This window comes from Polaribacter sp. 11A2H (genome assembly GCF_011379025.1).
In the GTDB taxonomy this organism is placed as follows: domain Bacteria; phylum Bacteroidota; class Bacteroidia; order Flavobacteriales; family Flavobacteriaceae; genus Polaribacter.
The window spans coordinates 1-26,969 of sequence record NZ_WTLD01000010.1; the positions used below are offsets into that span (position 1 = coordinate 1).

Annotated in this window: 23 protein-coding genes; 6 read left to right on the forward strand and 17 right to left on the reverse strand. The window is 30.3% G+C overall.

Annotation, left to right across the window (positions count from 1 at the left end; all coding sequences use genetic code 11):
• Positions 1-72 precede the first annotated feature (72 nt).
• On the reverse strand, positions 73-756 hold the full coding sequence (locus tag GQS58_RS12795) for a hypothetical protein (protein ID WP_166386492.1): 684 nt from the start codon (positions 754-756) through the stop codon (positions 73-75).
• A gap of 154 nt (positions 757-910) precedes the next feature.
• Positions 911-1,579 carry a hypothetical protein gene (locus GQS58_RS12800; RefSeq protein WP_166386494.1) on the reverse strand — a complete coding sequence of 223 codons (669 nt, stop codon included), beginning with the start codon at positions 1,577-1,579 and terminating at the stop codon, positions 911-913.
• A gap of 447 nt (positions 1,580-2,026) precedes the next feature.
• Between GQS58_RS12800 and GQS58_RS12805 the strand changes: the two genes are divergently transcribed.
• Positions 2,027-4,570 (forward strand): adenosylcobalamin-dependent ribonucleoside-diphosphate reductase, encoded by a 2,544-nt coding sequence (locus GQS58_RS12805; protein ID WP_166386496.1) that lies wholly within the window; start codon positions 2,027-2,029, stop codon positions 4,568-4,570.
• A gap of 321 nt (positions 4,571-4,891) precedes the next feature.
• Here the strand turns inward: GQS58_RS12805 and GQS58_RS12810 are convergent, their stop codons facing one another.
• The 7 genes from GQS58_RS12810 to GQS58_RS12840 all read right to left on the reverse strand — a co-directional run bounded on the left by GQS58_RS12810 (position 4,892) and on the right by GQS58_RS12840 (position 12,336).
• Complete coding sequence (locus GQS58_RS12810; RefSeq protein WP_240914615.1) at positions 4,892-6,205, reverse strand: DUF3570 domain-containing protein; 1,314 nt, start codon at positions 6,203-6,205, stop codon at positions 4,892-4,894.
• Positions 6,206-6,218: 13 nt separating this feature from the next.
• Positions 6,219-6,431, reverse strand: coding sequence for a DUF4266 domain-containing protein (locus tag GQS58_RS12815; protein ID WP_166386500.1), 213 nt, complete (start codon positions 6,429-6,431; stop codon positions 6,219-6,221).
• Positions 6,428-7,408: an FAD:protein FMN transferase gene (locus GQS58_RS12820; RefSeq protein WP_166386502.1), complete on the reverse strand. Its 981-nt coding sequence runs from the start codon at positions 7,406-7,408 to the stop codon at positions 6,428-6,430. The genes GQS58_RS12815 and GQS58_RS12820 overlap by 4 nt, the downstream gene beginning before the upstream one ends.
• Before the next feature lies 1 nt (position 7,409).
• Positions 7,410-7,850, reverse strand: a complete 441-nt coding sequence (locus GQS58_RS12825) for a thioredoxin family protein (protein WP_166386504.1) — start codon at positions 7,848-7,850, stop codon at positions 7,410-7,412.
• A gap of 1,123 nt (positions 7,851-8,973) precedes the next feature.
• Positions 8,974-9,654, reverse strand: coding sequence for an N-formylglutamate amidohydrolase (locus GQS58_RS12830; protein ID WP_166386506.1), 681 nt, complete (start codon positions 9,652-9,654; stop codon positions 8,974-8,976).
• A gap of 2 nt (positions 9,655-9,656) precedes the next feature.
• A complete protein-coding gene (locus GQS58_RS12835; RefSeq protein ID WP_166386508.1) occupies positions 9,657-10,889 on the reverse strand; it encodes a glutamate-cysteine ligase family protein in 1,233 nt (410 codons plus the stop codon).
• Between the two features lies 1 nt (position 10,890).
• The gene (locus tag GQS58_RS12840) at positions 10,891-12,336 is read right to left on the reverse strand and encodes a RimK family protein (protein WP_166386510.1); all 1,446 of its coding nucleotides are present in this window, start codon (positions 12,334-12,336) and stop codon (positions 10,891-10,893) included.
• A gap of 612 nt (positions 12,337-12,948) precedes the next feature.
• On the opposite strand from GQS58_RS12840, the gene GQS58_RS12845 reads away from it, so the two are divergent.
• Both GQS58_RS12845 and GQS58_RS12850 read left to right on the forward strand, forming a co-directional pair.
• Complete coding sequence (locus GQS58_RS12845; protein ID WP_166386512.1) at positions 12,949-13,908, forward strand: pyridoxal-phosphate dependent enzyme; 960 nt, start codon at positions 12,949-12,951, stop codon at positions 13,906-13,908.
• Complete coding sequence (locus GQS58_RS12850) at positions 13,905-14,747, forward strand: glucosaminidase domain-containing protein (protein ID WP_166386514.1); 843 nt, start codon at positions 13,905-13,907, stop codon at positions 14,745-14,747. Before GQS58_RS12845 ends, GQS58_RS12850 begins: the two co-directional genes overlap by 4 nt.
• A gap of 10 nt (positions 14,748-14,757) precedes the next feature.
• Here the strand turns inward: GQS58_RS12850 and GQS58_RS12855 are convergent, their stop codons facing one another.
• The 8 genes from GQS58_RS12855 to GQS58_RS12890 form a co-directional block, all read right to left on the reverse strand.
• Positions 14,758-15,618, reverse strand: coding sequence for an HAD family hydrolase (locus GQS58_RS12855; protein WP_317168385.1), 861 nt, complete (start codon positions 15,616-15,618; stop codon positions 14,758-14,760).
• Positions 15,587-16,615: a LacI family DNA-binding transcriptional regulator gene (locus GQS58_RS12860; protein ID WP_166386516.1), complete on the reverse strand. Its 1,029-nt coding sequence runs from the start codon at positions 16,613-16,615 to the stop codon at positions 15,587-15,589. Before GQS58_RS12860 ends, GQS58_RS12855 begins: the two co-directional genes overlap by 32 nt.
• 61 nt (positions 16,616-16,676) lie before the next feature.
• Positions 16,677-18,095: a mannosyltransferase gene (locus GQS58_RS12865; protein ID WP_166386518.1), complete on the reverse strand. Its 1,419-nt coding sequence runs from the start codon at positions 18,093-18,095 to the stop codon at positions 16,677-16,679.
• The gene (locus tag GQS58_RS12870; protein ID WP_205860436.1) at positions 18,095-19,528 is read right to left on the reverse strand and encodes a cellulose synthase family protein; all 1,434 of its coding nucleotides are present in this window, start codon (positions 19,526-19,528) and stop codon (positions 18,095-18,097) included. Before GQS58_RS12870 ends, GQS58_RS12865 begins: the two co-directional genes overlap by 1 nt.
• A 56-nt stretch (positions 19,529-19,584) precedes the next feature.
• Entirely contained in the window at positions 19,585-20,280 is a 696-nt protein-coding gene (locus tag GQS58_RS12875; protein WP_166386522.1) for a glycosyltransferase family 2 protein, read from the reverse strand.
• A complete protein-coding gene (locus GQS58_RS12880; protein WP_166386524.1) occupies positions 20,277-20,753 on the reverse strand; it encodes a toxin-antitoxin system YwqK family antitoxin in 477 nt (158 codons plus the stop codon). The genes GQS58_RS12875 and GQS58_RS12880 overlap by 4 nt, the downstream gene beginning before the upstream one ends.
• 157 nt (positions 20,754-20,910) lie before the next feature.
• Positions 20,911-22,533, reverse strand: coding sequence for a 4Fe-4S binding protein (locus GQS58_RS12885; protein WP_166386526.1), 1,623 nt, complete (start codon positions 22,531-22,533; stop codon positions 20,911-20,913).
• Between the two features lie 85 nt (positions 22,534-22,618).
• Positions 22,619-23,968: an NAD(P)/FAD-dependent oxidoreductase gene (locus GQS58_RS12890; RefSeq protein ID WP_166386528.1), complete on the reverse strand. Its 1,350-nt coding sequence runs from the start codon at positions 23,966-23,968 to the stop codon at positions 22,619-22,621.
• A gap of 159 nt (positions 23,969-24,127) precedes the next feature.
• Here GQS58_RS12890 and GQS58_RS12895 point away from each other — a divergent pair, with 159 nt between their 5' ends.
• The 3 genes from GQS58_RS12895 (at position 24,128) to GQS58_RS12905 (ending at position 26,966) form a co-directional block, all read left to right on the forward strand.
• Positions 24,128-25,021 (forward strand): transporter, encoded by an 894-nt coding sequence (locus tag GQS58_RS12895; protein ID WP_166386530.1) that lies wholly within the window; start codon positions 24,128-24,130, stop codon positions 25,019-25,021.
• Between the two features lie 25 nt (positions 25,022-25,046).
• A complete protein-coding gene (locus GQS58_RS12900; RefSeq protein ID WP_166386532.1) occupies positions 25,047-26,051 on the forward strand; it encodes a glycoside hydrolase family 113 in 1,005 nt (334 codons plus the stop codon).
• Positions 26,052-26,132: 81 nt separating this feature from the next.
• Positions 26,133-26,966, forward strand: coding sequence for a universal stress protein (locus GQS58_RS12905; RefSeq protein WP_166386534.1), 834 nt, complete (start codon positions 26,133-26,135; stop codon positions 26,964-26,966).
• The last annotated feature ends 3 nt before the right edge of the window (positions 26,967-26,969 follow it).

The following is a 26,969-nucleotide window of genomic DNA, read 5'->3' on the forward strand; positions in this document are numbered from 1 at the left end:
AGAAGTGTTTTAGTGAAAAATTAATGAGTTTTTACTTGTTTTTTACCACAGTACTTTGTTAGGGCACGTTATTTATGAAATCCAAGTTCCTTCAATTTTTTCAATTCTCCATTTATCAGATACTTTTTTAATAAATATTCTAAAACCATTTCCATTTAATATTCCAAAAGTAGTTCCGCTTTCAATAACTCCATTTTTTTTATTACGGTCAAAATAGATTCGGGAAAAAGATATTACTGCTCCAAGATGAAAAGGGTATTCAGTTCTCCAAATTTTTCGACCTTTTGGAAATTCTGAATAGTATTTAAATATAAACTTTTCATTATTCTTGAATTTAGATAAATTAATCTTGTATTCGATTTTTTTTTCTAGAGAATCATTTTTGAATTTCAAATTTTCAAAATTCTTACCTAATTTTTCAAAACTATCTTGACCTAATGTGAAAATTGTGTCAACTATTGCTATTACAATTCTGGAAGTATCTTTTTCAATCTCAATTTTCCTTTTTTTAAAGTCAGCTAAATATTTTTTATGTGTTTTAAGATTCTCTTTTTTTTGACTTTCACTTATTGTAATTCCATTTGGAAGAGGAGCAAGTGTCAAAGGTGGTTGAAGTGTTCTGAAATCATAAAATGTAGAATCTATTAGTTCTAAAAATATTTCATTAAAAACTTTTTTTTCAAATTCTAATTCATTTTTTTGTGAATTACAACCTAAAATAATTGATAATAGAAAAATTATTATTAATCTGTTCATTTCGTTTTTATGTGCCCTAACGTTGTTGTATAAGCTTTGTTGCGTTGTTTAAGCAGTGAATTTAGTAAATAAAATACGAACGGCGAAATTCCGGAGGAATTTCCCAAGTGAGCTAAAACCAGCAATAAAGTTTATACGGTGTTGTGTGTAGTTATTATTCGACTATTAATTTTTTTTCAGATTCGACTTCCATAAAACTTATTTCTCCTCCTAAATAATATGAAGGTAAATTTCCTTTAATTCCTAATCTATAAATTCCAATTCCTGAAAGTCTTTTTTCCTCTCGTCCATTTGGAATTAATCTAAATCTTGAAAAGTATGGCTTTTCCGATTTCACATATTCGCTTTGTATTCCAAAACATTGAATCATTAATTCATTTCCTGAAATAGAACCATTCTTATTTTCCAACAAAATTGATTTTTTATGCGATTGTTGCTGGCTTGTTGGAAATATAACAACTTTAGAATTCTCAATACCTTTCAGTTCTTTTGGATTAATATCAGCAGATTCGATGAATTCATTAAAATCAGTTTCTGTTCGGAAAGCAATATTTGTCCAAAATAATCCAGAAAAAAAATTTAATCTCAATGGTAAATTTGGTTTATGTATTTCAATTTCCTTTTCTGTAAAAGCCAAATTTTTAATAAATTCAGAATTATTTTCGAAATATTCTTTTGGTATTCTATAATAACTTAATGTTCGATTTTTTGCATAAACCAAAGTATCATCTTCCTTTACAGTTTGATAAAACACTTCTTTATTATCAAACATCATTATTCGAATCCGATTATTTGTGAAGTTAAATATATCTCCAATTTTCATAGTTTTCTGTCGGTTTCGTTTAATTACACACAACTCCATATATCAAAATAAAAACTTTTATTATCTCGATTCATAGCTGCTATAAAAGTACAAAACAAAAAGGAGTTTTTATTACGGTTTTCCGTAGTTTAAAATATTGGTTAGTGAAAAGTTGTGCAAAAAGTATAATTTAAGACATTTTTTTATCCAATAAAGTCCTTTATTTTTTATACAAACAAGCTAAAATAAATTTAAAATACTGATAATAAGTAGTGTGGTTTAAGGCGGTGAGAATTTAATAAAAAGTAATTTATTTGTTAACTTTTTTGTGTTGATAAGTTTTATCTTGTTAATTTTCAGTTATCTATGTTTTTTTCTTGTAAACTTTATGATAATTGTCACCTTTTAGGTTGTACATTTGTGGGATATTTATCCAATAAAAAAACAATCTAATTGCTCTATCATACAATGAAATCTTCTACAACACATATTCCAACAAAAACATACTCTAGAGACGAAGCTTTAAAAGCAGCTCTTAACTATTTTAAAGGCGATGAATTAGCTGCAAGTGTGTGGTTAAATAAATATGCTTTAAAAGATTCTGCTGATAATATTTACGAAAGCACACCAGATGAAATGCATCAAAGAATTGCATCAGAAATTGCTAGAGTAGAGCAAAAATATAGCAATCCGTTAACGGAATCAGAAATTTTTGAAGTGATCAAGAATTTTAAATATATAGTGCCTCAAGGAAGTCCGATGGCAGGAATTGGAAACCCTTTTCAAGTAGCGTCTTTGTCTAATTGTTTTGTAATTGGTAACAATGGCGAATCAGATTCTTACGGAGGAATCATGAAGATAGACCAAGAACAAGTTCAGTTAATGAAACGTAGAGGTGGTGTTGGACACGATTTATCTCACATCCGCCCCAAAGGATCTCCAGTAAAAAATTCAGCATTAACATCAACAGGAATTGTTCCTTTTATGGAACGTTATTCTAATTCTACAAGAGAGGTTGCGCAAGATGGAAGAAGAGGCGCTTTAATGTTGTCTGTTTCTATCAATCATCCAGATGCAGAAGATTTTATTGATGCAAAACTAGAGCAAGGAAAAGTTACTGGAGCAAATGTTTCAGTAAGAATTGATGATGCATTTATGAAATCTGTAAAAAGTGACGGTAAATACACACAAAAATATCCAACATTTAGTGAAAATCCTTTGTATACTAAAGAAATAGAAGCAACTAAAATTTGGAAGAAAATTGTACACAATGCATGGAAATCTGCAGAGCCAGGAATTTTATTTTGGGATACCATTATTAATGAATCTGTGCCAGATTGTTATGCAGATTTAGGCTACAAAACAGTTTCTACAAACCCTTGTGGTGAGATTCCTTTATGTCCGTATGATTCTTGTAGATTATTAGCGATGAACCTATTTTCTTATGTAGAGAACCCGTTTACTAAAAAGGCAGTTTTCAATTTTGAATTATTCAAAAAACATATTGTTATTGCTCAAAGAATGATGGATGACATTATTGATTTAGAGTTAGAAAAAATTGATGGAATTTTAGCAAAAATAGCTGCAGACCCAGAGGAAGAAGTTGTAAAGGCAACAGAAAGAAACTTGTGGATGAATATTAAGCACAAAGCCGAAGAGGGGAGAAGAACCGGTATTGGTATTACTGCAGAAGGAGATATGTTAGCGGCTTTAAATATTCGTTATGGAAGTGAAGAAGGAAATGTTTTTTCTACAGAAGTACATAAAGTTTTAGGTGTTGAAACCTATAGAGCGTCTGTTAATTTAGCAAAAGAAAGAGGTGCGTTTGCTATTTTTGATGCAGACAGAGAAAAAGACAATCCTTTTATTTTAAGAATAAAAGAAGCAGATAGCAAACTGTATAAAGAAATGCTAGAGCATGGTCGTAGAAATATTGCCTTGTTAACTATTGCACCTACAGGAACTACCAGTTTAATGACGCAAACTTCATCTGGAATTGAGCCTGTTTTTATGCCTGTGTATAAGCGTAGAAAAAAAGTGAATCCTAATGATAAAAATGCACGTATAGATTTTGTAGATGAGGTTGGAGATTCTTGGGAAGAATATGTAGTTTTTCATCATCGTTTTAAACAATGGATGGAAGTAAATAATATAGATTCTTCAAAGAATTTTACTCAAGAAGAAATTGATGAATTGGTAAAAAAATCTCCATATTACAAAGCAACGTCTAATGATATTGATTGGAATAGCAAAGTAGAAATGCAAGGAGCTATCCAAAAATGGGTAGATCATTCTATTAGTGTTACTGTTAATTTACCAAATGATGCAACAGAAGAATTGGTTGGAGAGTTGTATTTAAAAGCTTGGGAAGTTGGCTGTAAAGGGGTAACGGTTTATAGAGATGGTTCTCGTTCTGGAGTTTTAATTGCTGCAGATGATAAGAAAGAGACTACAACAACTAATTTTTCTAAGAAACGTCCGCAAGTGTTAGAAGGAGATGTCGTTCGTTTTCAAAATCAAAAAGAAAAATGGATTGCCTTTGTTGGTTTGGTAGACGGAAGACCTTATGAGGTGTTTACAGGATTGGCAGATGATGAAGATGGAATTCTAATTCCGCGTTGGGTAGAAAAAGGATTTATTATTAAAAATAAAAATGAAGAAGGGGGTACTCGATATGATTTTCAATATCAAAATAAAAGAGGATATAAAACAACTATTGAAGGTTTGTCTCATAAGTTTAATCCTGAATTTTGGAACTATGCAAAATTAATTTCTGGAACCATTCGTCATGGAATGCCTATTGATAAAATTGTAGAATTAATACAAAGTTTACAGTTCGATTCAGAATCTATAAGTTCTTGGAAAAACGGTGTACAACGTGCTTTAAAACGTTATGTAGAAGATGGTACGGAGGTAAAAGGACATACTTGTGAAAATTGTAATTCTACAAATTTAATTTATCAAGAAGGTTGTTTAACTTGTAAAGATTGTGGTTCTTCTAAATGTGGATAGACTAATTTATATGATAAAAAAAAACGCCAAATACGTAAAAGTATTTGGCGTTTTTTTTATAGTATTTATATATGTTTTATTGCGTGTAAAAAGAGGCTATCGTTTCTAATTAGATACGAGTAGTCTTTTTACCTTTTAATTTTTAGATACACAAAAATAAAAATTTGGCAGACTTAATAGAGGTACAAAAACCTCACAGAAAACCTATAATAGCTATGTTTTATATATATGTTCAGTTTTGTTTTTTAATGTTTGTTATTTAGTTCAAAATGTGTGCCTTTTACGTTGACGTTTATAAACCAATAAATATCTAATATTCAATTAATCCATTACAAACTTAAATCCTGCTGTAATAATACTAGAACTAAATGATGTATCCCTATCATATTGATAAAACTTTAAATCAATACTTTTTAATCCAAATTTCCAAATATGTGCCTTTGTAAAAATATCTGTGTAGGATACTCCAAAACCAATTTGATTAGCAGAATACTCAGAAAGGTCATAATCAGAAGTATAAAATTCATCGGTAGATAAAGCACTTTCATAAGGGTTAAAATAGTCTGCTGCTGTTTGGTTATAAAACCTATAAGATGGGTATAATGTAAAGGTATCAGTTATTTTAATTGGTACTTCAATACTTGCAGTGTGAGAAGTAATTCCCCAATCATCAAAATAATAGCGATAGAATGTTCTTATTGCAAATGTTTCGTTAAGGTACCAGTTTAAACGACCACCAGCAGCTACTTTAAATCTTGAATCTGGCAAACGTTCAATAGCATCTGCAAGTTGAAAATTATCTATGAATGAATCTGCAACATCGCTAAAATACACTCTTTGAAATGGTGTAGATAATAAGCCGTCTTGTTTTACAAAATCTAGAGCTAACGAACCTTGTACGTTTTTATGAAGTATTTGAGAGAATCCAAAGCCTAAAGAATAAGAGTTACGTCCTTCGTCTTTAAATTCACTAAATCTAGGGGTGTAATTTGTGTTGCCGGTAATTGTATTTTGCGTAAACAAAGTATTATTTAAACCATTGCCATTCTCACCGAAGGGTCTTAATTCTGTTGGGTAAATAGCATTCCAACTATCTATATAAATATTTGCATTTACACTTAATTCTGTGTTTTTTTCGTTAAATAATTTGGTGTAACTACCGCCAACACCAGCTGAAAAGTAATCGTATTCTGATGAAATTGATATTTTTGCAGACCAGATATCATTTCTGTCGTCAGAACTATGACTATAATTTCCAGTTAAATTTGTCCAAAGGTCGCTACTTGATGCACCAGAAGAAGCTTGAAAAGGGTCTGCTTGTCCATTGTCAAAAGGTCCAATGTTACTTGATGAAGCAGAAGTGTATGCCGAAACTCCTGCATCAATGGTTAAGATATCATCATCATTTAAAGGTATTGAAACTACAAAAGTTCCTGTAACATCAGTTAATTCTTCTGTTCCTATGCCGCCACTTACTGCAGCATTATCACCATCTTGAGCATAATAACTTGTTAGAAAATCTACTTCGATAGTTTCTAATACACGTTTTTTATAAACTTTGGTTGAGTCTTGTTCTGTTTGCGAATATGATTTAACAAAAGCAAATACGCAGAATATTAAAATTATTTTTTTCAAACCTCTTATTTTATTAGTTACAGCCACAGCCACCTCCTGTTTTACCTCCATTTGCTCCTACAGCTGCTTCACGATAGGAATGCATTGTAGAAACATTTCTGTCACATTTTTTTTCTGACAATGCCATGTCTGGGTCATTTATATTTACTTTTTCGTATTCTTTAACGACAACACAACTACTAAAAAAAGTAGTTATCAATGCAGCGTATATAATTTTTTTAATCATAATTTATCTATTTCTATATTCTTTGATTTTGTAATATTCCCTTTATCATCTATGATGATACATTCTATTTTGGGTAATTGATTAATGCGATCTAAGCCAGTCTCTTTTCCCATAACAAAAACAGAAGTTGCAAGAGCATCTGCCAATTCTGCTTTTGGTGCAAAAACGGTTACACTAATAATTCCAGTTGAAGGATATCCTGTGCGCGGGTCTATAATATGTGTGTATCGTTTCCCTTTAAAGTTTACATACTTTTCGTAATTTCCAGAAGTTACAACAGCTCCGTTTGTAATAGGAAGCAATGCAAAAACTTTGTTTTTATCCATTGGATTTGTAATGGCTACTTTCCAATCACTATCATTTGGTTGTTTTCCCCAAGTATTCATATCGCCAGAGGCATTAATAATACCAGAAGTTACACCTTTAGAAATAAGAAGCGTTTTAGCCTTATCAGCTGCATAGCCTTTTCCGATAGCACCAAAACCGATTTTCATTCCTGTTAACTTAAGAAAGACAGTACCATTTTTTTTATCTAAAATAATATTATGATAACTAACTTTTTGTACAGAAGCTTTTATTTCTTCTTTTGAAGGCATAACAGTCATACTACCGTCAAATTTCCAGATTTTATCCATTGAAGCATAACTAATATCGAAAGCACCATCTGTTAATTTTGAAATACCGATTGCTCGTTCTATCAATTGAAATAATTCTGAATCAACTTTTACGGGCTGTATGCCTGCATTTCGATTAATTTCTGAAGTTTGAGAATTAGGATCCCAAGATGATATGAGTTTTTCTATTCGTGTAATTTCAGCAACCGAAGTATCAATGTACTTGTTTGCAGTAGTAAAATCGTTTGCTACAACAGTAATATCAAACCGACTGCCCATTAGTTTGAGCGTTCTCTTATAGGATTGTTGTGCTGTATAACTTGTTATTGAGAATAAAAGTAATAAGGTGACTATCTGTTTCAAATTACTTTGTAAAAGTGTTTAATTCTTTAATGTAATTTAGAGGTGTAGTCTTCTTATAGCTACTTTCTCCTAACACTTTACCATTGGAATCAAGTACGACAACAAAAGGAAAAAAACCTTGTTTATTATATTTTTCAGCAAGTAATGCGTTCGATTTTGTTTGTTCTTCAGATAATTTATTTTTCTTTCTTTTCGGAAAATCTGCCTTTAGCAAAACATAATTCTCTTTTGCATACTTTTTAAAAATTTCTGTACTCCAAATTTCTCGGTCTAATTTAATACATGGTGCACACCAATCTGAACCCTGAAAGACTAAAATTATTGGCTTACTTTCTTTGGTTGCATTTTTTTTTGCAACATTAATATCTGTTAGCCATTCTTGAGCAATTGTTGTGTTTATACTAACAATCATTACTACTAATGCTACAATTATTTTTTTCATTTTATTTTTATTTATTTTTCATAATTGAATAGTCAACAATTAGACCAATACTTATAAACGAATGTATAAATTTTTTGTTATATAAATAGTTCTATTTTTTATAACTAAATTATAAAATTATAAAATTTTAATATGGGTAAAAAAGACTCATTTTGAAATGACATGTTGGCTTTTTAATGTGTGTTTGTCATTCCGAGCGAGGCACGACGAGGAATCTCAAAATTTACGTTTTATTCTGATGAGATTTCTCAATCGTTCAAAAAAGACTCATTTCAAAATGACATTGTGAGTTTTTTAATCGGATTGTCATTCCGATCGAGGCACGACGAGGAATCTTTATTTTACGTTTTATTCTGATAAGATTTCTCAATCATCCAAAAAAGACTCATTTCGAAATGACATTGTGAGTTTTTTAGTCGGAATGTCATTCCGAGCGAGGCACGACGAGGAATCTTTATTTTCACGTTTTATTTTGATGAGATTTCTCAATCACCCAAAAAAGACTCATTTCAAAATGACATTGTGAGTTTTTTAATCGGATTGTCATTCCGAGTGAGGCACGACGAGAAATCTTTATTTTTACGTTTTATTCTGATGAGATTTCTCAATCGTCCAAAAAGAACTCATTTCAAAATGACATTGTGAATTTTTAGTCGGAATGTCATTCCGAGCGAGGCACGACGAGGAATCTTTATTTTTACGTTTTATTCTGATGAGATCTCTCAATCGTCCAAAAAAGACTCATTTAGAAATGACATAGTGAGTTTTTTAGTCGGATTGTCATTCCGAGGGAGGCACGACGAGGAATCTTTATTTTTACGTTTTATTCTGATGAGATTTCTCAATCGTCCAAAAAGAACTCATTTCAAAATGACATTGTGAATTTTTAGTCGGAATGTCATTCCGAGCGAGGCACGACTAGGAATCTTTATTTTCACGTTTTATTTTGATGAGATTTCTCAATCATCCAAAAAGGACTCATTTCGAAATGACATTGTGAGTTTTTTAATCGGAATGTCATTCCGAGCGAGGCACGACGAGGAATCTTTATTTTTACGTTTTATTCTGATAAAATTTCTCAATCATCCAAAAAAGACTCATTTAGAAATAACATAGTGAGTTTTTAGTCTTTTAGGGCACTAATTGCCTTGTATAAATCATTTTTCAATTCCAAATTCATACTGTTATTTTTAGAAAACTTCTGATTGAGTTCAATTTCAATTCCTACATAATTTTCGGTAAAAGTCTTTCTTAAATACGTTGTAAATCCGTCTGCTTTTCCTAAATACGGATAGTTAAAACGCACATTCCATTTAGGATTTATTGTATACAAACTAGCTTTAAGTTGTGTTGCAATATTTTTTTCATGTAAGTTTGAAGAATCATATAACAAGCCAATATCACAATTTCGAACTTCGTCATTTAAAATAGGAGTAAATGAATGTATAGAAAGATGTGTAACCTTGTTTTCCTTTGTAATAAGTGCTTTAATTTGGTTTTCTACCCTATTTCTATACACCTCATAATAGCTTTTAATGAGGTGTTCTTTTTCTCTCAAAGTGAGTTTCTTCGTGAATTCAGAAAATAAGTTTTTATGCCAAAGAGATCTATTCAACTCAATTAACAGTCTGCTTGTTTTACTGTAATCAGTGTAGGTTGCTAACGGTTTTAGCGAATTAAAAACATCTAATGCTCCTAAATCATAACCTCTGTGCGTGCTTAATATTTCTTTATCAGTAAAAAGAGCCTTGTAGGTATCAGGAATTTCATTTCCACCATGCTCGCAAGTTATTATAAGTTTCATTCCTAATTATTTGGAATAAAAAGAGTGTTGGTTTCTAAACAATCTGCTAATTTGTTGTAGGTATTTATAATATTTTCTTCAGAAAAATCATTGCTAAGATCATTTTCGATTCTTGTAGACAACGTTCCATGCTTAAAAATTACAGTCAATGCTTCTTTGTAGTTCTCAGTAATATCGTCTTTTACCAGTTCAAAAAGCTGTTTCCATATTTCTTGAATTGAACTGCTTTTAGAAATATTAAAAACAGCTAAATATTCTTTATTGGTAATTTTTGAATCTTCACCTTGTTTTATGGCAGCGTCTAAAATGCTGAATAAATCTTGTTCTTTCCAGTCCTTTTGCATTTGTAAACTAGACAACTTTCCGTTAACCAATTGTTTTAAAACTTCAATAATTAAAACACAAATGGCTACATCTGCCTTAGGGCATTCTTGTATATCTACCAGTCTAATCTCTATGGCATTTCTATCAAAACGGGCAATGGCTCCTCTAGAATTTAGAAAATGATGGTCTAAAATATTATTGGTGTCGTGTTTTTTAATCTTTGTCTTAATAGGATCAAAAATAGTTTTATGATAATCCGATTTTGAAAAAACTTGTTCAGGAATAACCTTACCAGTCATTTCCGGAATTTCTTTTTGATTGGTTTTGTAAAACTCTAAGCGGGTATCTTTAAAACCTGTAAGTTTACCTTCTAAAATAGGAGAACTAGCGCATAAACCAGGAATTAATGGTAAAATAACACGAATTGCCGCATGCAGCTTTTCAAACTCAGTATCATTATAAAAAGGTAAATTAATATGTGTACTTTGTACGTTAGACCAACCGTGTCCTTTACAATCAAAAATACGGTTATATAGCTCATAAACTTCGCTATAACTGTGTTTCCATAGTTGTGTGTCTTGCACCGGATTCATTAAAGGATGGCACGCCGTAGGTAATAATTTGGTGTTTAATGGTTTTAAAAGCGCATTAATTTCTACAATATTTTCATGAAATTCATCCGCTAAATTGGCAAGATCAGCTGTTGGGCCATTGGTTTTTATTTCTACCACATGTGCAACCAATTCGTTGCTCCAAGCAATAGCACCATTATCGATATCAGAAGTTAATTCTCCATTTTTTTTGGTCAATAAAGTATCTACAATTGGTGCAACTTTAAAGGAAGTATCATTAATTAGCATGTATTCTAATTCGATACCATAAACCTCAAATAATTTATATTTTTTGCCCATTTTATTCTAAACGTTTTTTTAATGCTGATAAAATTTCGGTGTACACCAAATCACCATAGAAAGCATCTTCAACACCAAAATCTACATTTGGGTTGTCGTTAATTTCAATAACCATTGGTTTATTATTCACTACTTTTATGTCTATTCCATAAAGTCCTTTTCCCATAATTCTGGCCGACTTTAAAGCCATGTCTAAAACTACTTTTGGTACTTTTTCTATAGGCAAACAATCTGCATCTCCATCTTGTTCATTTTTCTTTTTCGCACTCCAATTGTAAATTTGCCAATGTCCTTTTGCCATGTAGTATTTGCAGGCAAAAAAGGGTTTATCATCTATAATACCAATTCTCCAATCGTAATCAGAAGGGCAGAACTCTTGCGCAATGATAAGTTCAGATTCTTTAAGCATTTCATTTACTAAATTATAATACTCGCTTTCTGTTTTTGCTTTTTTCACACCAAAAGAAAAAGTAGAATCTGGCGCCTTTAGCACACATGGTAAACCTACCTTATCAATAACAGCGTCCATATTATCTTTATGAACTATAATTGTTTTTGGAGTCGCAATATTGGCATTGTTTAAAGCTTCTGCCATAAAAACCTTGTTGCAACATTTTAAAATAGCGTCTGGGTAATCTATAATTGCAATACCTTCTTGCTGTGCTTTACGCGCAAAGGCATAGGCTTCATTATTTACTTCGGTACTTTGGCGGATAAATAAAGCATCAAAAGAGGATAATCTACTGAGGTCTTTTGGCTCAATAATTTCTGCATAAATATTCATTTTTTCAGCAATGTCTACAAACTTTTTTAGTGCTTTTGCATTGCTTGGTGGTGCAGGATCATTTGGATCCACTAATATGGCCAAATCAAAATCTGAAGTGATTAGTTTAGGCGTGTCATAACGTTTTTTAGAAAAATACTGATTCGCAAATTCATAGACACTTTCTAAGTGTTCATTTGGTATTTCAGATTCAGAAATAGCTTTAATGCTTTGGATGTTCCACTTGTTGTTAAAACTGAAATTTACACGTAAAAAAGGTACTTGAAAATGTTTGTAAAACAAGCTACTTAATCCTTTGTATTTTTGTGCAACATTCTGACCAAAATAAATACTTAAAGTAAAAGATCTCGATTTAATGTTTTTTAAACTTTGCTGAATCTCGTCTTCAAACTCTTCTGAAACTATTTTTACAAGCTTCAATGTTTTTAAATCTACAATGTTTTTTACGGTAGGTATGGCTAAATGCCCTCTAGCTTCTGCTAAAAGAGAAACATAGTATCCTTTAGATTGGTAGCTGTAGTTTTTACAAAGATTAAATATCCTCGCTTTTTTTATGGTAGAATATTTAGGATTGGTAAGATATTCTTGTGAGGAAATTACGGTAATATTATCAATAGAAAAAAGCCATTTTTCTGGTTGATTGGCAACAATATATTTGTTCATTTATGGAGCATAATCGCGATATGTATTTTAAGTAAAATTATACTTTTTTTTGATTGAAAATACATAAGTTACAAAATAAATGCAATTATTTTTCTGTTGATTTTTTATGGTTAACTTTCATATTAACAGTAGCTAATGAACGTTATGTTTGTCTTTTTTAATGAGGTTTTGTGTTTACTATTGATGAAGATTTCAATTTCTAATAGTTTTTTATTGCTTAAAATAAGCAACTATTTGGTTTGTTCTTGTAGTGCTGGATTGCTGTTTGTTTTTTAAGTACTTTAGATTTACTTTTATCTCGTCGAAAAAACAATAATATATTTCTTTTTATATAGGTAGATTCGACTTTTTTTCATGATACTCTCATAAAATTAAATGCTTATTTCTGTGTTTAGTACCTGTTTTTAAAATCTAAATTGAATAGTTTCCTTCTTTTGCGGCTATTTGTAAGCTTTTTTAGTAGGAAATTTTTAGGTAAGCGTTTAATTTAAAGGCATTTTGGGTCTTTTTTTCTAATATTATAAGTTAAGCAGTAGTTTTTACTTTAAAAAGCGAAGATTATGTAGCTATCAAAATAATATCTGTTATTTTTGCCGTAACAAATTCTTAACATTGAGTAATACAAACCATACTTTTTTCGAGAGTGATTTTATCGCTGAAAACCAACAAGTTTTTCTTCCAATTTTAGAAGAAAAAAATATAGAACTTTTTATAAAAAGAGAAGATTTAATTCACCCTTTTGTTTCGGGTAATAAATTTAGAAAGTTAAAATACAATTTAGAAGAAGCTAAAAAGCTTAAAAAGAAGGCGGTACTTACTTTTGGAGGTGCGTATTCTAATCATATTGTTGCAACTGCAGTTGCTGGTAAAATGGAGGGTTTAAAAACTTTTGGTATTATTAGAGGCGAGGAATTGGGGAAGAATCTAGAACAAACTTTAGAAGAAAACCCAACTTTAAAAGTTGCACATGATCATGGTATGAAATTTCATTTTGTATCTAGAGAATTATACAGACAAAAAACGTCGTTTGGTTTTATAGAGAAAATGAAAAATAAATGGGGCGATTTTTATTTAATTCCTGAAGGCGGAACAAATTTTTTAGCGGTTAATGGCTGTGAAGAAATTTTAACAAAAGAAGATGCTCAATTTAATTATGTGTGTGCTGCAGTTGGTACTGGAGGTACGTTAGCTGGTTTAATAAAGTCTTTAAAAAGGAAACAGAAAGTATTAGGTTTTCCTGCATTAAAAGGTAATTTTTTATCTGAAGAAATAAAAAAATATACCATAAAAAATGATAATTGGAAATTACAAAAAGGATATCATTTTGGAGGTTATGCGAAGCATGACGAATCGTTAATTACATTTATTAACGATTTTACAGATAAAACAGGTATTTTATTAGACCCTATTTATACAGGTAAAATGGTGTTTGGTATTATAGATTTAATAAAAAAAGATTTCTTTGCTGAAGGAACTAAAATTTTAGCAATACATACAGGTGGTATTCAGGGAATAGCTGGGTTTAACCTAATGTTAGAGAAGAAAAATGAGCCAATAATTAAAAGTATATGAAGTTAAGAGTTATATTATTTTGTATTAGTTTGTTAGTTTTATCAAGTTGTGGGTCTAGTAAAAAAGCTAGTAGAACCAAGAGAGATGCTGGAGTTGTTTTAAATGAACCAAAACCTGTAAAAATACCTACATCAAGTGAAGTAGAACGAACTAAAGATATAATAACTAAAAACTCAAACTTAAATAAACACACGTTAGATTATATTAGAAAATATGCAGCCGTTTCTGTTAAAGAAATGCATTTACATAGTATACCTGCTAGTATTACGCTAGCACAAGGTATTCTAGAATCGGGCAGAGGAAGGAGTGAATTGGCTTTAAAATCTAACAATCACTTTGGTATAAAGTGTCATAGCCAATGGCAAGGAGAACGTGTTTATCATGATGATGATCATAAAGGAGAATGCTTTAGAAAATATCAATATGTAGAATCTTCTTTTGATGATCATTCTGCCTTTTTAACACAAAGAAAAAGGTATGCTTTTTTGTTTGACTATGATAGTGACGATTATAAAGGGTGGGCTAAAGGATTAAAAAGGGCAGGGTATGCTACAGATAGACAATATCCTCATAAGCTTATCAAAATTATTGAAGAATACAGATTGCATGAATTTGATAAAATAAAAAACAAAGGTTTTAATGGTGAAGATAATAACACAAAAGTTGTGATTGGGGATAGAATTCCCCAAAAAACTATTGGTAATTACTATGAAGTTAAAAAAGGAGATACGTTATACTCTATTGCCAGAAAATTTAATACAACTGTTGGGGTAATTAAAGAAATTAATGGCTTAACAGATAACGTAATTTCTATTGGACAACATTTGCTTACTAAATAAAGTAAGTCTGCTATTTTGTATCTAATAACTGTTTCAATACCTTTTCTACGCCATAATTGTCATTACTTTCGGTTGCGTAATTAGCAATTTTGGTAATATCTTTATGAGCATTTTTCATAGAAAAACTAAAATCTGCCTCTCTTAGCATTTCTATATCATTGTGGTAATCACCAAAAACCATTGTTTCTTCTTTGGTAATATTTAAAATTTGTTGAACCTTTCTTAAAGCATTACCTTTATTTGCTTTTTTGTCAGAAATATCTAACCAGTTTTTTCCAGAGATTTTAATTAATAAGTCGTCATCAAAATCTTTTATAACTGGGTATATATATTCTTCTGAAGATGTAAAATGATAAATTGCTACTTTTAAGAAATCTTCATTATTTATAATGCTATATAAATCATCTACAACTTGAAATTTGCTATAATATTCTTGAAATAAATCGATGAAATCTTCATTTTTAGAATCTATAAATGCGCCATTTTTTCCACATAAAACAACATGAGTGTTTTCTATATTTTTTAAAACAGGAAGAATTTTTTTAATTTTATCTGCAGAAAGTAAATTTAATACGAGTACTTCTTCGTTTTTTTTAGCAATTCCACCATTTTCTGCAATTATATAAATATCATTTTTAATAGCGTCTAGTTTAGAAACGATGCTATTGTATTGTCTTCCGCTGGCTGCGCAAAAAATAATATTTTTTTCTTTTAATTGTTTAAATAAGTCAAAGAATAAAGGGCTTACTTCTCCTTTGGAGTTTAGTAATGTTCCATCCATATCGGAAACTACTAATTTTACTTTAGATAAATTCATTGTGTTGTAAATAGAGGTGTAATTATAATATTTTTTTAGTAGAATTTCTTTCAACTAAATCTGTTTTTACAATAACAGTTTCAGCCTTTTTCTTAACTTTAGATTTGTCTTCTAATCGGTTTATAAGCATTTCTGCAGCTGTAGCACCCATAATTTCTCCATGTTGGCTAACTGTAGTCATTCTGGGGCTAGAATGCCTTGCTAAGATTCCGTTAGAAAAAGAAATAACAGAAAAGTTTTCTGGTATTTTATGTCCTTGTTTTATAGCTACCTTCATTGCGGCAATAGCAGAAGATTCATCTGTAGCAATAACACTATCTATGGTATTGTCTTTAAAAATAGGTGTTAAGATATTCTCGTAGTTTTTATAGTTATCATCTATATTTATAATGAGATTTTTTTCGGCTTTAATATTATAATCTTCTAAACCTTTTAAATAACCTAATTGTCTTCTTCTTCCAATATCTAAATTATTCATTGTAGAAATAAAGGCAATATTTTTATGACCAGATTTTACTAGATAAGAAACGGTACTTCTAGCACTATCAAAATTATCTGTAACCACTTTGTCGCACTTTAATTTATCTGCAACCCTATCAAACATAACTATAGGAGTATCATTGTCTAAAACTTCTTGAAAGTGTTTATAATCTCCTTTAGAAACCGTTTCTTCTGCAAGAGATAATATAAAACCATCTATACTTCCGTTAGAAAGTGTTTCTATAGTTTCTACTTCTTTCTTAAAAGATTCGTTAGAAATACATGAAATTATTTTATATCCTCGGTCGTTAGCAACTTTTTCAATTCCGTTAAATACCTGAGCAAAAAAATAGTTTAACATATTCGGAATTATAATTCCAATCGTTTTGGTTTGTCTATTCTTTAAACTTAGTGCATTAAAGTTAGGTTTGTAGTTTTTTTCTTTTGCGTATTTTTGAATTTTATCTTTTGTGCTTACGCTTATTTCATAACTGTCGTTAAGTGCTTTAGAAACAGTAGAAATAGAAACATTAAATTCTTTAGCAATGTCTTTTATGGTAAGTCTTTTCATATTTGATTAAAAAATTAAAGACTAAAATACAAAATTCTCGGAATATAATAGCTAAAATTGATTATTTTACAATTTTATAATATTGACGATTCTTTAGAAGCTCAAAAAGAAGGAATCCATAGAGAGCAATATACTCTAAACTAACAAACCATAGGTTTTCTTTCCATGGCGTATTTGCATAGGCTTGATAGCTGAAAATAATTACAATTGTCCAAATTACAGGGAAACGATATTTTGTAAAAACAGACAAAATTAAAGGTGTTGCAAGGTACCAAGGGTGCACTGTTGTTGCTGTAAAATAATAAAAACACAATCCGAATAATAATGCTGTGATTAATTGAATTATAGATTTGTTTTTTCTGAAAAAAGTGATTATTATAAGGAATAGAATGGTTAAAATGGGGGTAATTTTTCCAATAATTGCAATCTCATTATAGCCTCTAAACAAGTAGCCAATTTCTCTAAAAATATAATAAAAACTTGCATTGAATTCAAAATTACGAAACCATAAACCTACAGAATTAGCATAATTATTAATAAATTCTGATGAATAAAAAGGAAGAAATAAAATGATTATAGTTATTAAAATTATTGCATAAAAGGCTACTAATTTTTTTAATCCTGCGAGGGCAGGAATCCATTTTATCTTAAAGGTATTAAGAGATGTTTCTGATGAGGTAATCTCTCTTTTATTGGATGATTTATGAACAAACCATTGAAAAAACAACGGTAAAAACAATAGTGGAATTAACTTTACAGAAACTGAACAAGCTAAAAGTACTGCGGCCCATATCCATTTCTGTTGCTGTAATTTGTATAAACTCCAAATTAAGAAAAATAACATAACCGGTTCAAAATGTAAGTTCCCCGTCATTTCTATAATTATAAACGGATTTAGGGCATACAAAAAAATGTTTTTTACAGGCAAGTTTAATCTTTCTAGTAGTTTTTTTCCGAAGTACAGAATTCCAATATCAGCAAGAATAATAATCAACCTTAAAACAACAATAGAACCAAAGATACTTTTACTAGCAAATAGTGCTGCAATTAAAAAACAAAGCTGGTTAATAGGTGGGTAATTCGTAAAATGACTTCCGTTCATCTCGCCCATGCCAGCATATAAGCTAGATGTTTCTGCTACTGGGTGAAGCCCTTGTTGAATATAGGTTTCTGGTAATGATAAATATGGGTTTAATCCTTCAAGAATCATACGTCCATCCCAAATAAACCTGTAGAAATCTTGAGATAAATTTGGGATCGCGAAGAGAAAAATCAACCTAAAAAGAATAACTAATCCAATTAAAGTTGAAGTATTTATTGATTTACTTTTTATTAAAAAATAGAAAGAGATGAAAAGGGAAAACCATAAAAATAAAAGTTTATAGAATTCTGTTCTTTCTAAAAAATAGGCAAAAGCAAAATATAATAGTGTGCTAATTAAAATTAGTACTAGGTCTTTATATTTTGAAAAAGACAACATTAAGCTTTAGAGAATATAGATTTAAAGAATACATAACTATAACCTATAAAAAGCATAAAGTGAAAAGGAAACAAACCAAAATCTCCACCCTGGTCTCCTACAATAAAGGCACTATACATTCCAAATACAAAGTAAAGAGCCAATAAGCCTTCTAAAATAACATGAAAAGAGGGTTTTTTGGTAATGTACTTATTACTTTTCCATTCTCCTTTTAATCCACTGATATTAAATTTTGGAGTTCTTATAAATTCACTTTTTTTACCTAAATGCCCTTCTAAAACAGCAATTGTATTGTGTAGAGAAAAACCCATTGCAATAGAGAAAAAAGTAAAAAAGGATCCTATATATTTTATAAATTTGATGAATCCACCTCCATAGATTGCCTTGAACATATACCAATAACAAATAAAAAATATTAAAGAACTAATTACAAAAAAGCTCATTACAAAAAAGTATATTTTTAGATGCGCATATTCATTTTTAATATACAACATAGGTATGCTTAAAACAGCCACCAAGAAAATACACGTAAACATAGAGCTATTTAATAGGTGTAATAAACTATGAATTTTAGTTTTAAAAGAAACGTTTTTACTTTTAATAACACGTTTCATCATTTTCTGAAAATTCTCTGCACCACCTTTATTCCATCTAAATTGCTGAGATCTTGCTGCGCTAATAACTACGGGTAATTCTGCAGGAGTAACTACTTCTTCTAGGTATTTAAATTTCCAATTTTTTAATTGTGCTCTATAACTTAAATCTAAATCTTCTGTAAGAGTGTCTCCTTCCCAGTTACCAGCATCATAAATACATTCTTTTCTCCAAACACCTGCGGTACCATTAAAATTTATAAAATGTCCTTGACTATTTCTACCAACTTGCTCTAAGGTAAAATGAGCGTCTAAGGCAAAAGCCTGAATTTTTGTAAGTGTAGAGTAATTTCTATTAATGTGCCCCCAACGTGTTTGAACAACACCAATACTTGAGTCTTTAAAATAAGGAATCGTTTTATATAACCAATCTGGTTCTGGTAAAAAATCTGCATCAAAAATGGCTATAAATTCTCCTTTAGCTGTTTTTAAACCCTCTTTTAACGCACCTGCCTTAAAACCTTTTCTGTCAGTTCTTCTGGTGTGTTGAATGTCTATTCCTAACGCTTGAATTTCTTTGATAAGTTTAGCCGTAATTTCTACAGATTCATCAGTAGAATCATCTAAGACTTGAATTTCTAATTTTTCTCTTGGATACTCTAATAACGCAATGTTTTTTAACAAGCGCTCCATTACATACAACTCGTTATAAACGGGTAATTGTATTGTAATATAAGGAATCTCATTTGTATTTGAGAAATCAAATTTTTCTGAGTTATCTACTTTTTTTCTTGCTTTTAAATAATTTAAAAGCAGGTTTAATTGCGCCAAAGCATACATAAAAATGAGCAATAACGATAACGAGTAAATAATTATAATAATGTATTCTATAACCACTATTTAAAACTGTATTTAAAAATCCAACCTAATATTTTAACTCCTGCAAAGATACTTCCTTTTACGGTACCAGAGACTTTAGAAACGCCTATTCTATTTCTATATTTTACAGGGATTTCTACATAACTTAATTTTTGCTTTAATGCTTTTAATTGCATTTCTACGGTCCAACCATAGGTTTTGTCTTCCATGTTTAGGGCTAGTAACTTAGTATAGTTTATAGCTCTAAAAGGACCTAAATCTGTAAATTTTGCACCAAAAAATAATTTCATTAAAAATGTTGCTAGCCAATTGCCAAAAACTTGCTGTGGTGTCATAGAACCACTTTCTCTTAATTCTTTAACGCGAGAGCCAATAACAAAATCTACATTATCGTGTAAAATAGGGTAAATAATTTCTGTTAATTGTTCTGGATAATCAGAATAATCACCATCTAAAAACACAACAATTTCAGGCTTTATTTTTTGGTTAGAAATATAATTCATTCCTTTTAAGCATGCGTAACCATAGCCTTTTCTAGTTTCTGATAAAACGGTAGCACCCGCATTTTTAGCGTTTATTACTGTATTGTCTGTAGAGTTGTTGCTAATTACTATAATTTCATCAACAATTTTAGGAATGTCATTAATAACATTTGTAATAGAATCCTGCTCGTTATAAGCAGGTATAATAACTTTTATAATAGGTTTTATCATCTTAAATCACTTAGACTATTTTCCTTTTTAAAGGATAAAAAGTCTGTCCACTCTTTTATTTTTTTATCATTTTTATATTTCGATGCTTTTACCAACTTTCGGTTTTTGTAAATTAAACAATAACCATTTTTTTGATCATTTTTTAATTGACACTTGTGGGTAATATCACCGTTACTATCATAAAATAACCACCAATTTCTTTTCTTGCCTTTGTTAAAATGACCTTCTTTTTCTATGGCTGCAAATTTTGTGTAAAAATACCAATAATTGGTTTCTAAATTATCAGTAAAACTGCCTTCTTTTTTAATATTTCCATTTTTATAATAAAATTTCCAGAAAGCTGTTTTTTTATCACCGTTTAGCCAACCTTCTTCTTTTATTAATCCGTTTTTGTAGAAAGTTTTATGATATTGTTTCTGACTAAACAGCATCAACGAGAAAAAGAGAAAAGTAATAAGGGGTAATTTTTTCATGTTGTTAAATAAATTCACTAATTTTTGTTGAGTTCTTGTTTGTTTTCGCTTCGTTTTCTCAAAGGTTCATGACAGCGTTTTATCAATTAAAAAGAAATTAATACAACCTTGTTACCGAACATTGAAATTTTTTGCTGAATACTGTATTGCTATTAGCTTATTTCTTATTCATCAATTCCATTAAGTCAACATCGTTTCCTAGTAAGATTTCTGTAGGGTTTATTCTACCTTCTTCTGGTCCGTTTTCTAATTTTAAAACTCCTCTTGGGCAAACTGCAGAACAAACACCACAACCAACACAACTAGAACGTACAATATTTTCTCCTTTTTGTGCGTATGCTCTTACGTCAATTCCTTGCTCACAATACGTAGAACAGTTTCCGCAAGAAATACATTGACCTCCGTTTGTAGTAATTCTAAATTTAGATTTAAAACGTTGTATAAAACCTAAATAAGCAGCTAAAGGACAACCAAAACGACACCAAACTCTGTTACCAAAAATTGGATAAAATCCTGTACCAATTACACCTGCAAAAATAGCACCGATTAAAAAGCCATAAATGTCTTGAATAGTTTGTGTTTTAATCCCTAAAATTTGTTGATCTCCAGAGAAGAAAGTATACAAAGCAAAACCTGTCATTACTAATACAAAAACCAATACAGAGTGTATTATAATACGTTCTGCTCTCCAAGAAAGTAATGTTTTACTAGAGTTTTGTCTGTAAGGATCTCCTAGTGTTTCTGCTAAACCACCACAACCACAAACCCAAGAACAGTACCATCTTTTTCCGAAGAAATATACCATTACGGGTACAACAACAATTGTTAAAACAACTCCCCAAACTAAAATAAATAATCCAAAACCACCACTAGCAAGTAGTTCATCTAAATTCCATCTAAAGAAAAAATCGTAATCTAAAGGGAATGCATTTTTAAAATCGTACCAAGGTTTTTCGAAACGAACCAAGATTTCTGGAATTAAAAAAGCAAATACAATTTGAAAGAATAAAACAGAAGTAGTTCTTAAAATTTGGTATTTATTATGACGGTATTTTATATACATTCTCACCGCCATTACAGACATTACTGTACAATATAAAAAACCGTATAAAAACCATTGACTTGCAGGGTTACCACTAAGGGATAAACTAATTGGTTCTACTAAATACACCCAGTTTACAATAAAATCTGGATAAAAATAAAGTAGAATATAAAAGGTTACAAGAAATACAAAAGTAAACCAACCAATCCAACCACGATTGGTAACTGCGCTTAAGAAAATTCCATCATTTTTTATTCCTGGTTTACCTAATAAAATTACATCAGGTACAATAAACATAAGCGCACCAATAATACCTAAACCAAAGGTTAAAAACCAAGCCAAACCGGTGTTGTCTGCAGCCAAACCTTTACCAGATTTTTTTGCGAGTTCAAAACTTATGCTATGTGGTTTTCCTGATATTTTATATTGAAATTGTTGTCCTTTTTTATCCCAATTTTTTTCTGAATTGTATTTTGCAATTAATGCATCATAATGGTTGTTAGATGTTTCGTAGGCATTTATAACGCGGCTAGAGAATTGAAAAATATTTAAATTTTCTTGAGTTACAATTGCCTTAGATAATTCTTCTTTTATAATTTCACTTTTATATCCTTTTTCTTTAATAAAAGTATCTAATTGAGATTGTGTTAAATTAAAAGAACCTGTAAAAACGGTAGCTATAAAGAAGGTTAATCCTGCTAAGAAGATAATTAAACCTGATTGTTTTATGAATTTCATTTAGTTTTATATTTTCTGCAAGGTCTCAAAGACCTTGTAGGTATTAGTTATTATTGTACTTTAAAAACCTTGCAGGTTGATGTGGTTAAATTTTAGAAAAAATACGTTTCCAGCTTTTCTTTTTGGATTGGATGTTGGTGTTGTTTTCTTGATTGAATTTTGCTAAAATTTCTACTTCATGTAATTTAAAAAACTCAGGATCAAAATTAGCATCCGCTAAAAATTCTAATACATGTTCTATCGATTTATTTTCGGTTAACCATTTGTCAAAAATTTCATGACGCATTCTAATTCCGAAGGTATTTATTCCTAAAAATTTGTTGGTATTATTATCAAAAGAAATAGTAATACATTTATGATCTTTTGGGTGTTTCCATTGAAAATAGGCTTCATTTTCTTTCATGCCTCGCTCACTAAAAACCCAACCATAGGTTTGGTATTCTATGTCTAAGAATTTTGCAGAGTTAAACCAATGACCAGGTTTGTAGGCTGTTTTATTACCACAAATTGTTTGTGCTAAAGTTTCGCCCATCATTCTACCAGTGTACCAAACCGCTTCTATATTTCTACGTTGTCCTATAGCTTCATGTTGTTCTGCACAATCGCCAATGGCGTAAATATTAGGAATATTGGTTTCTAAAAAACGATTCACTTTTACACCACGACCTACTTCTATACCAGACTCTTTTAGAAAATCTATATTTGGTGTTACACCAGCCGTTAAGCCAACTACATCACAGAAAATCTCTTCGCCAGTTTCTTCAATAATAATCGATTTTACGCGTCCGTTTTCATCAGATCTTATTTCTTTTAAATTGGTACTTAAACGTAAGTCTATATGATGTTCTTTAATATGTTCGTTAATCATTTCAGACTCTTGTGCAGGTAAAACTCCGTTCCAAAAACTGTCTTCACGCACTAAAAAAGTAACAGGTATTTTTCTGCTTCTTAACATTTCTGCCAATTCTATACCTATCAATCCACCACCAACTATTACGGCTCTATTGCAGGTTTTATTGTCTGGAGCATATTTTTCTAATTTTTCTAGATCTTGTTTATGGTACATGCCCATAACGCCATTTAGATCTTGCCCTGGCCAACCAAACTTATTAGGTTTAGAACCAGTTGCAATAATTAGTCTATCAAAAGAAAGTGTTTCTCCGTTGGTAAAATTAAGTTGTTTTTTATCTGTGTTAACGTTGTCAACTAAGCCTTCTTTTAGCGTGATTCTATTTTTTTTCCAAAACCAATTTTCATAAGGCTGTGTGTGTTCAAACTTCATGTGTCCCATGTATACATACATGAGTGCTGTTCTAGAAAAGAAATATTTAGTTTCTGCAGATACAATAGTTATGTTGTTATCAGAGTTTTTTCTAATATGTCTTGCTGCAGTAACACCAGAGATTCCGTTACCAATTATTACAATATGTTCCATAGTTGATTGCTTGTGGGGGTTAAGTCGAAGCTAAAGTTAAGAACTTAAAACTTAATATTAGTTTAGAATGATTTTAAATAACGCTGAATTTTAAAAACTGTAAGTTCTTAAGAATTGTGTAGACTGATATTTAAAATATTAACAAATTCTATCTAAAACATGAAACTAAATTTATCTAAAATTCTTTTTGCATCAATATTAATTATCAGTTTACAGTCTTACGGACAAGATGATGAGGAGACAAGTAAAAGTAACATTCAAACCTATACACCTTCTAAATTATTAGATAAAGGACAATGGGATCTTAAGTTTTTTAATAACTTATATACACAAACAAAATCTACAGGAGCAGATAATAGTACTTCTAAAAAAATAGTTGAAGGCAGACAAACCTTTTTTACATCAACTTTAGAGGTTTTTACGGGTATTTCAGATAATAATAGAATAAACGTTGGTGCTATTATAGAGTACAGATCAAATACTTTAGGAGGTCAGTCTACTTTTTCTCCATTTAACTTTGAAGATTCTAGTTCAAGTAGAAATGGTTTTTCTTCTATTGCACCATCAGTAAAGATTCAACCATTTAAAAATATTAGTAATTTTTCTTTTCAATCTGCGCTACATATTCCTGTAATCTCAAAAGGTGATGATAGTGATCAATCAAAGGCGTTTTTAGATCAATCTGCTTGGTCATTTCAAAATAGATTTTTCTACGATTATACTTTGCCTAGTGGAGATTGGCAGTTGTTTACAGAATTAAATACTGAATATGGTTTTGGTGATGAAGATAGTTTTGCAAATAAAACATTTTTATTATCACCAGGTGTATTTATGAGTTATTTTCCATCAAATACAACTACCGTTTTAGGGTTTGTACAACACTCACAAAGACTTGGAAATTTCGAGCAAAATAGTACTTCACTTGGTTTTGGAGGTAAGATTCAGTTAAATGATACTTTAAATTTAGAAGCTTTATATAGTAACATTGTTAGAGGTCATAACTTTCAAGGTTTAGGGAATTCATTTAGTGTTGGTTTAAGAGCTTTGTTTTAGAAAAAAAAGCTATTTTTAGGGCTTTATGAAAATATATAAACTCCTCTTTTTATTGCTGATATTCATTCAGTTATCATGCAATAGTCAACAGAAAAAAATAAACGGAATTAGTTTTGTAGCGTCTAGAGATACTATAAGTATAAAACATATTTCGCCAATTATAAAGGCACAAGGCAATTACGTTGCTTTGATGCCTTTTGGTTTTATTAAAAAACTCTCTTCTCCAACGGTAATTCATAACAATGACAGGCAATGGTTTGGTGAAACTAAAAACGGATTGCATCAGTATGCAAAAAATTTTCAGACAGCAGATGTAAAAATCATGGTAAAGCCCCAGATTTGGGTTTGGAAAGGAGAATTTACAGGACTTATAGAAATGAATTCTGATGAAAATTGGACTATTTTAGAAGACACCTATTCAGATTTTATTTTAACCTACGCAAAAGCTGCACAAAATTTAAAAGCAGATATTTTGTGTATAGGAACAGAATTAGAGCAATTTGTACTTCAAAGACCTACTTATTGGAAAGAATTAATTGTTAAAATTAGAGAAGTTTACAAAGGCAAACTAACGTATGCTGCTAATTGGGACGAATTTAAACGAGTTCCCTTTTGGGCAGATTTAGACTACATTGGTATTGATGCTTATTTTCCTTTAAGTGATAAAAAAACGCCATCGGTAAAAGATTTCGAGTTAGGTTGGCAACCTCATAAAAAAGTAATTACACAGATACAAAAGCAATTTAACAAACCTATTTTATTTACAGAATTTGGGTATAGAAGTGTAGATTTTACAGGTAAAGAACCTTGGGATGCAAATAGAGTAGAAGGGCAGGTAAATATGCAAGGGCAGGTAAATGGGTTGCAAGCAATACATAATCAGTTTTGGAAAGAAGATTGGTTTGCAGGTGGTTTTATTTGGAAATGGTTTCATACACACGCTAAAGTAGGTGGGGAGAAAGATAATAGATTTACCCCTCAAAATAAACCAGCAGAAGTTGTGCTTAGAAAGTTGTATAAACAAGACTAAAAAGAACAAAACATGACGAATATCTTATATCTTTTTAAGTTTAGATAGTAACTTTGTAACCATAACTAATAAACCACTATTATGAAAAAAATAATTGTTCCTATAGATTTTTCTAAACACTCTGAGTATGCTTTAAAAGCCGCAGCATTATTAGCAAAAAAAAATAATGCTACTATTTATGCTTTACATATGTTAGATTTACAAGAACTATCTTTAACAGAAAGTGAAAACAATCAACAAGAAAAAGCAATCTATTTTTTAAAATTAGCAGAAAAAAAGTTTAAAGATTTTCTTGTAAAAGAGTATTTAGAAGGTGTAAAAGTGGTGCCTATTATTAAGCATTTTAAAGTTTTTAGTGAAATAAATGCTATTGGAGAAAAAGTAAAGGCAGATATAATTATTATGGGATCTCACGGTGTAAGTGGGCTAAAAGAATTTTTTGTAGGTTCTAACACAGAAAAAGTAGTCAGATTTGCAGATTTACCTGTTTTAATTATTAAGAATGAAATAACCAATACCGATTTTGCAGATATTGTGGTGGCAACAGATTTTTCTGAAGAAGGAATACCTGCTTTTAAAAGCATGTTAAAATTAGTAGATTTTTTAAATGCACGCAAACATATTTTATATGTAAACTTGCCCAATGAAGAATTTAAAACAACTTCGGAAATGGCTTCTTTGGCAAATAATTTTTTAATGAAGGCAGAAGGAAATACAGATAGAATGATTAACGTAAACTTTGTTTGCGATAGAACGATAGAAAAAGGTATTCTTAACTTCTCTAATACAGTAGGCGCAGATTTAATTTCTGTAAGTACGCATGGTAGAAAAGGATTATCTCATATTTTTGCAGGTAGTATTGCCGAGGATATTGCAAATCATTCTACCTTACCAATTCTTACGATTAAAATTTAAAGA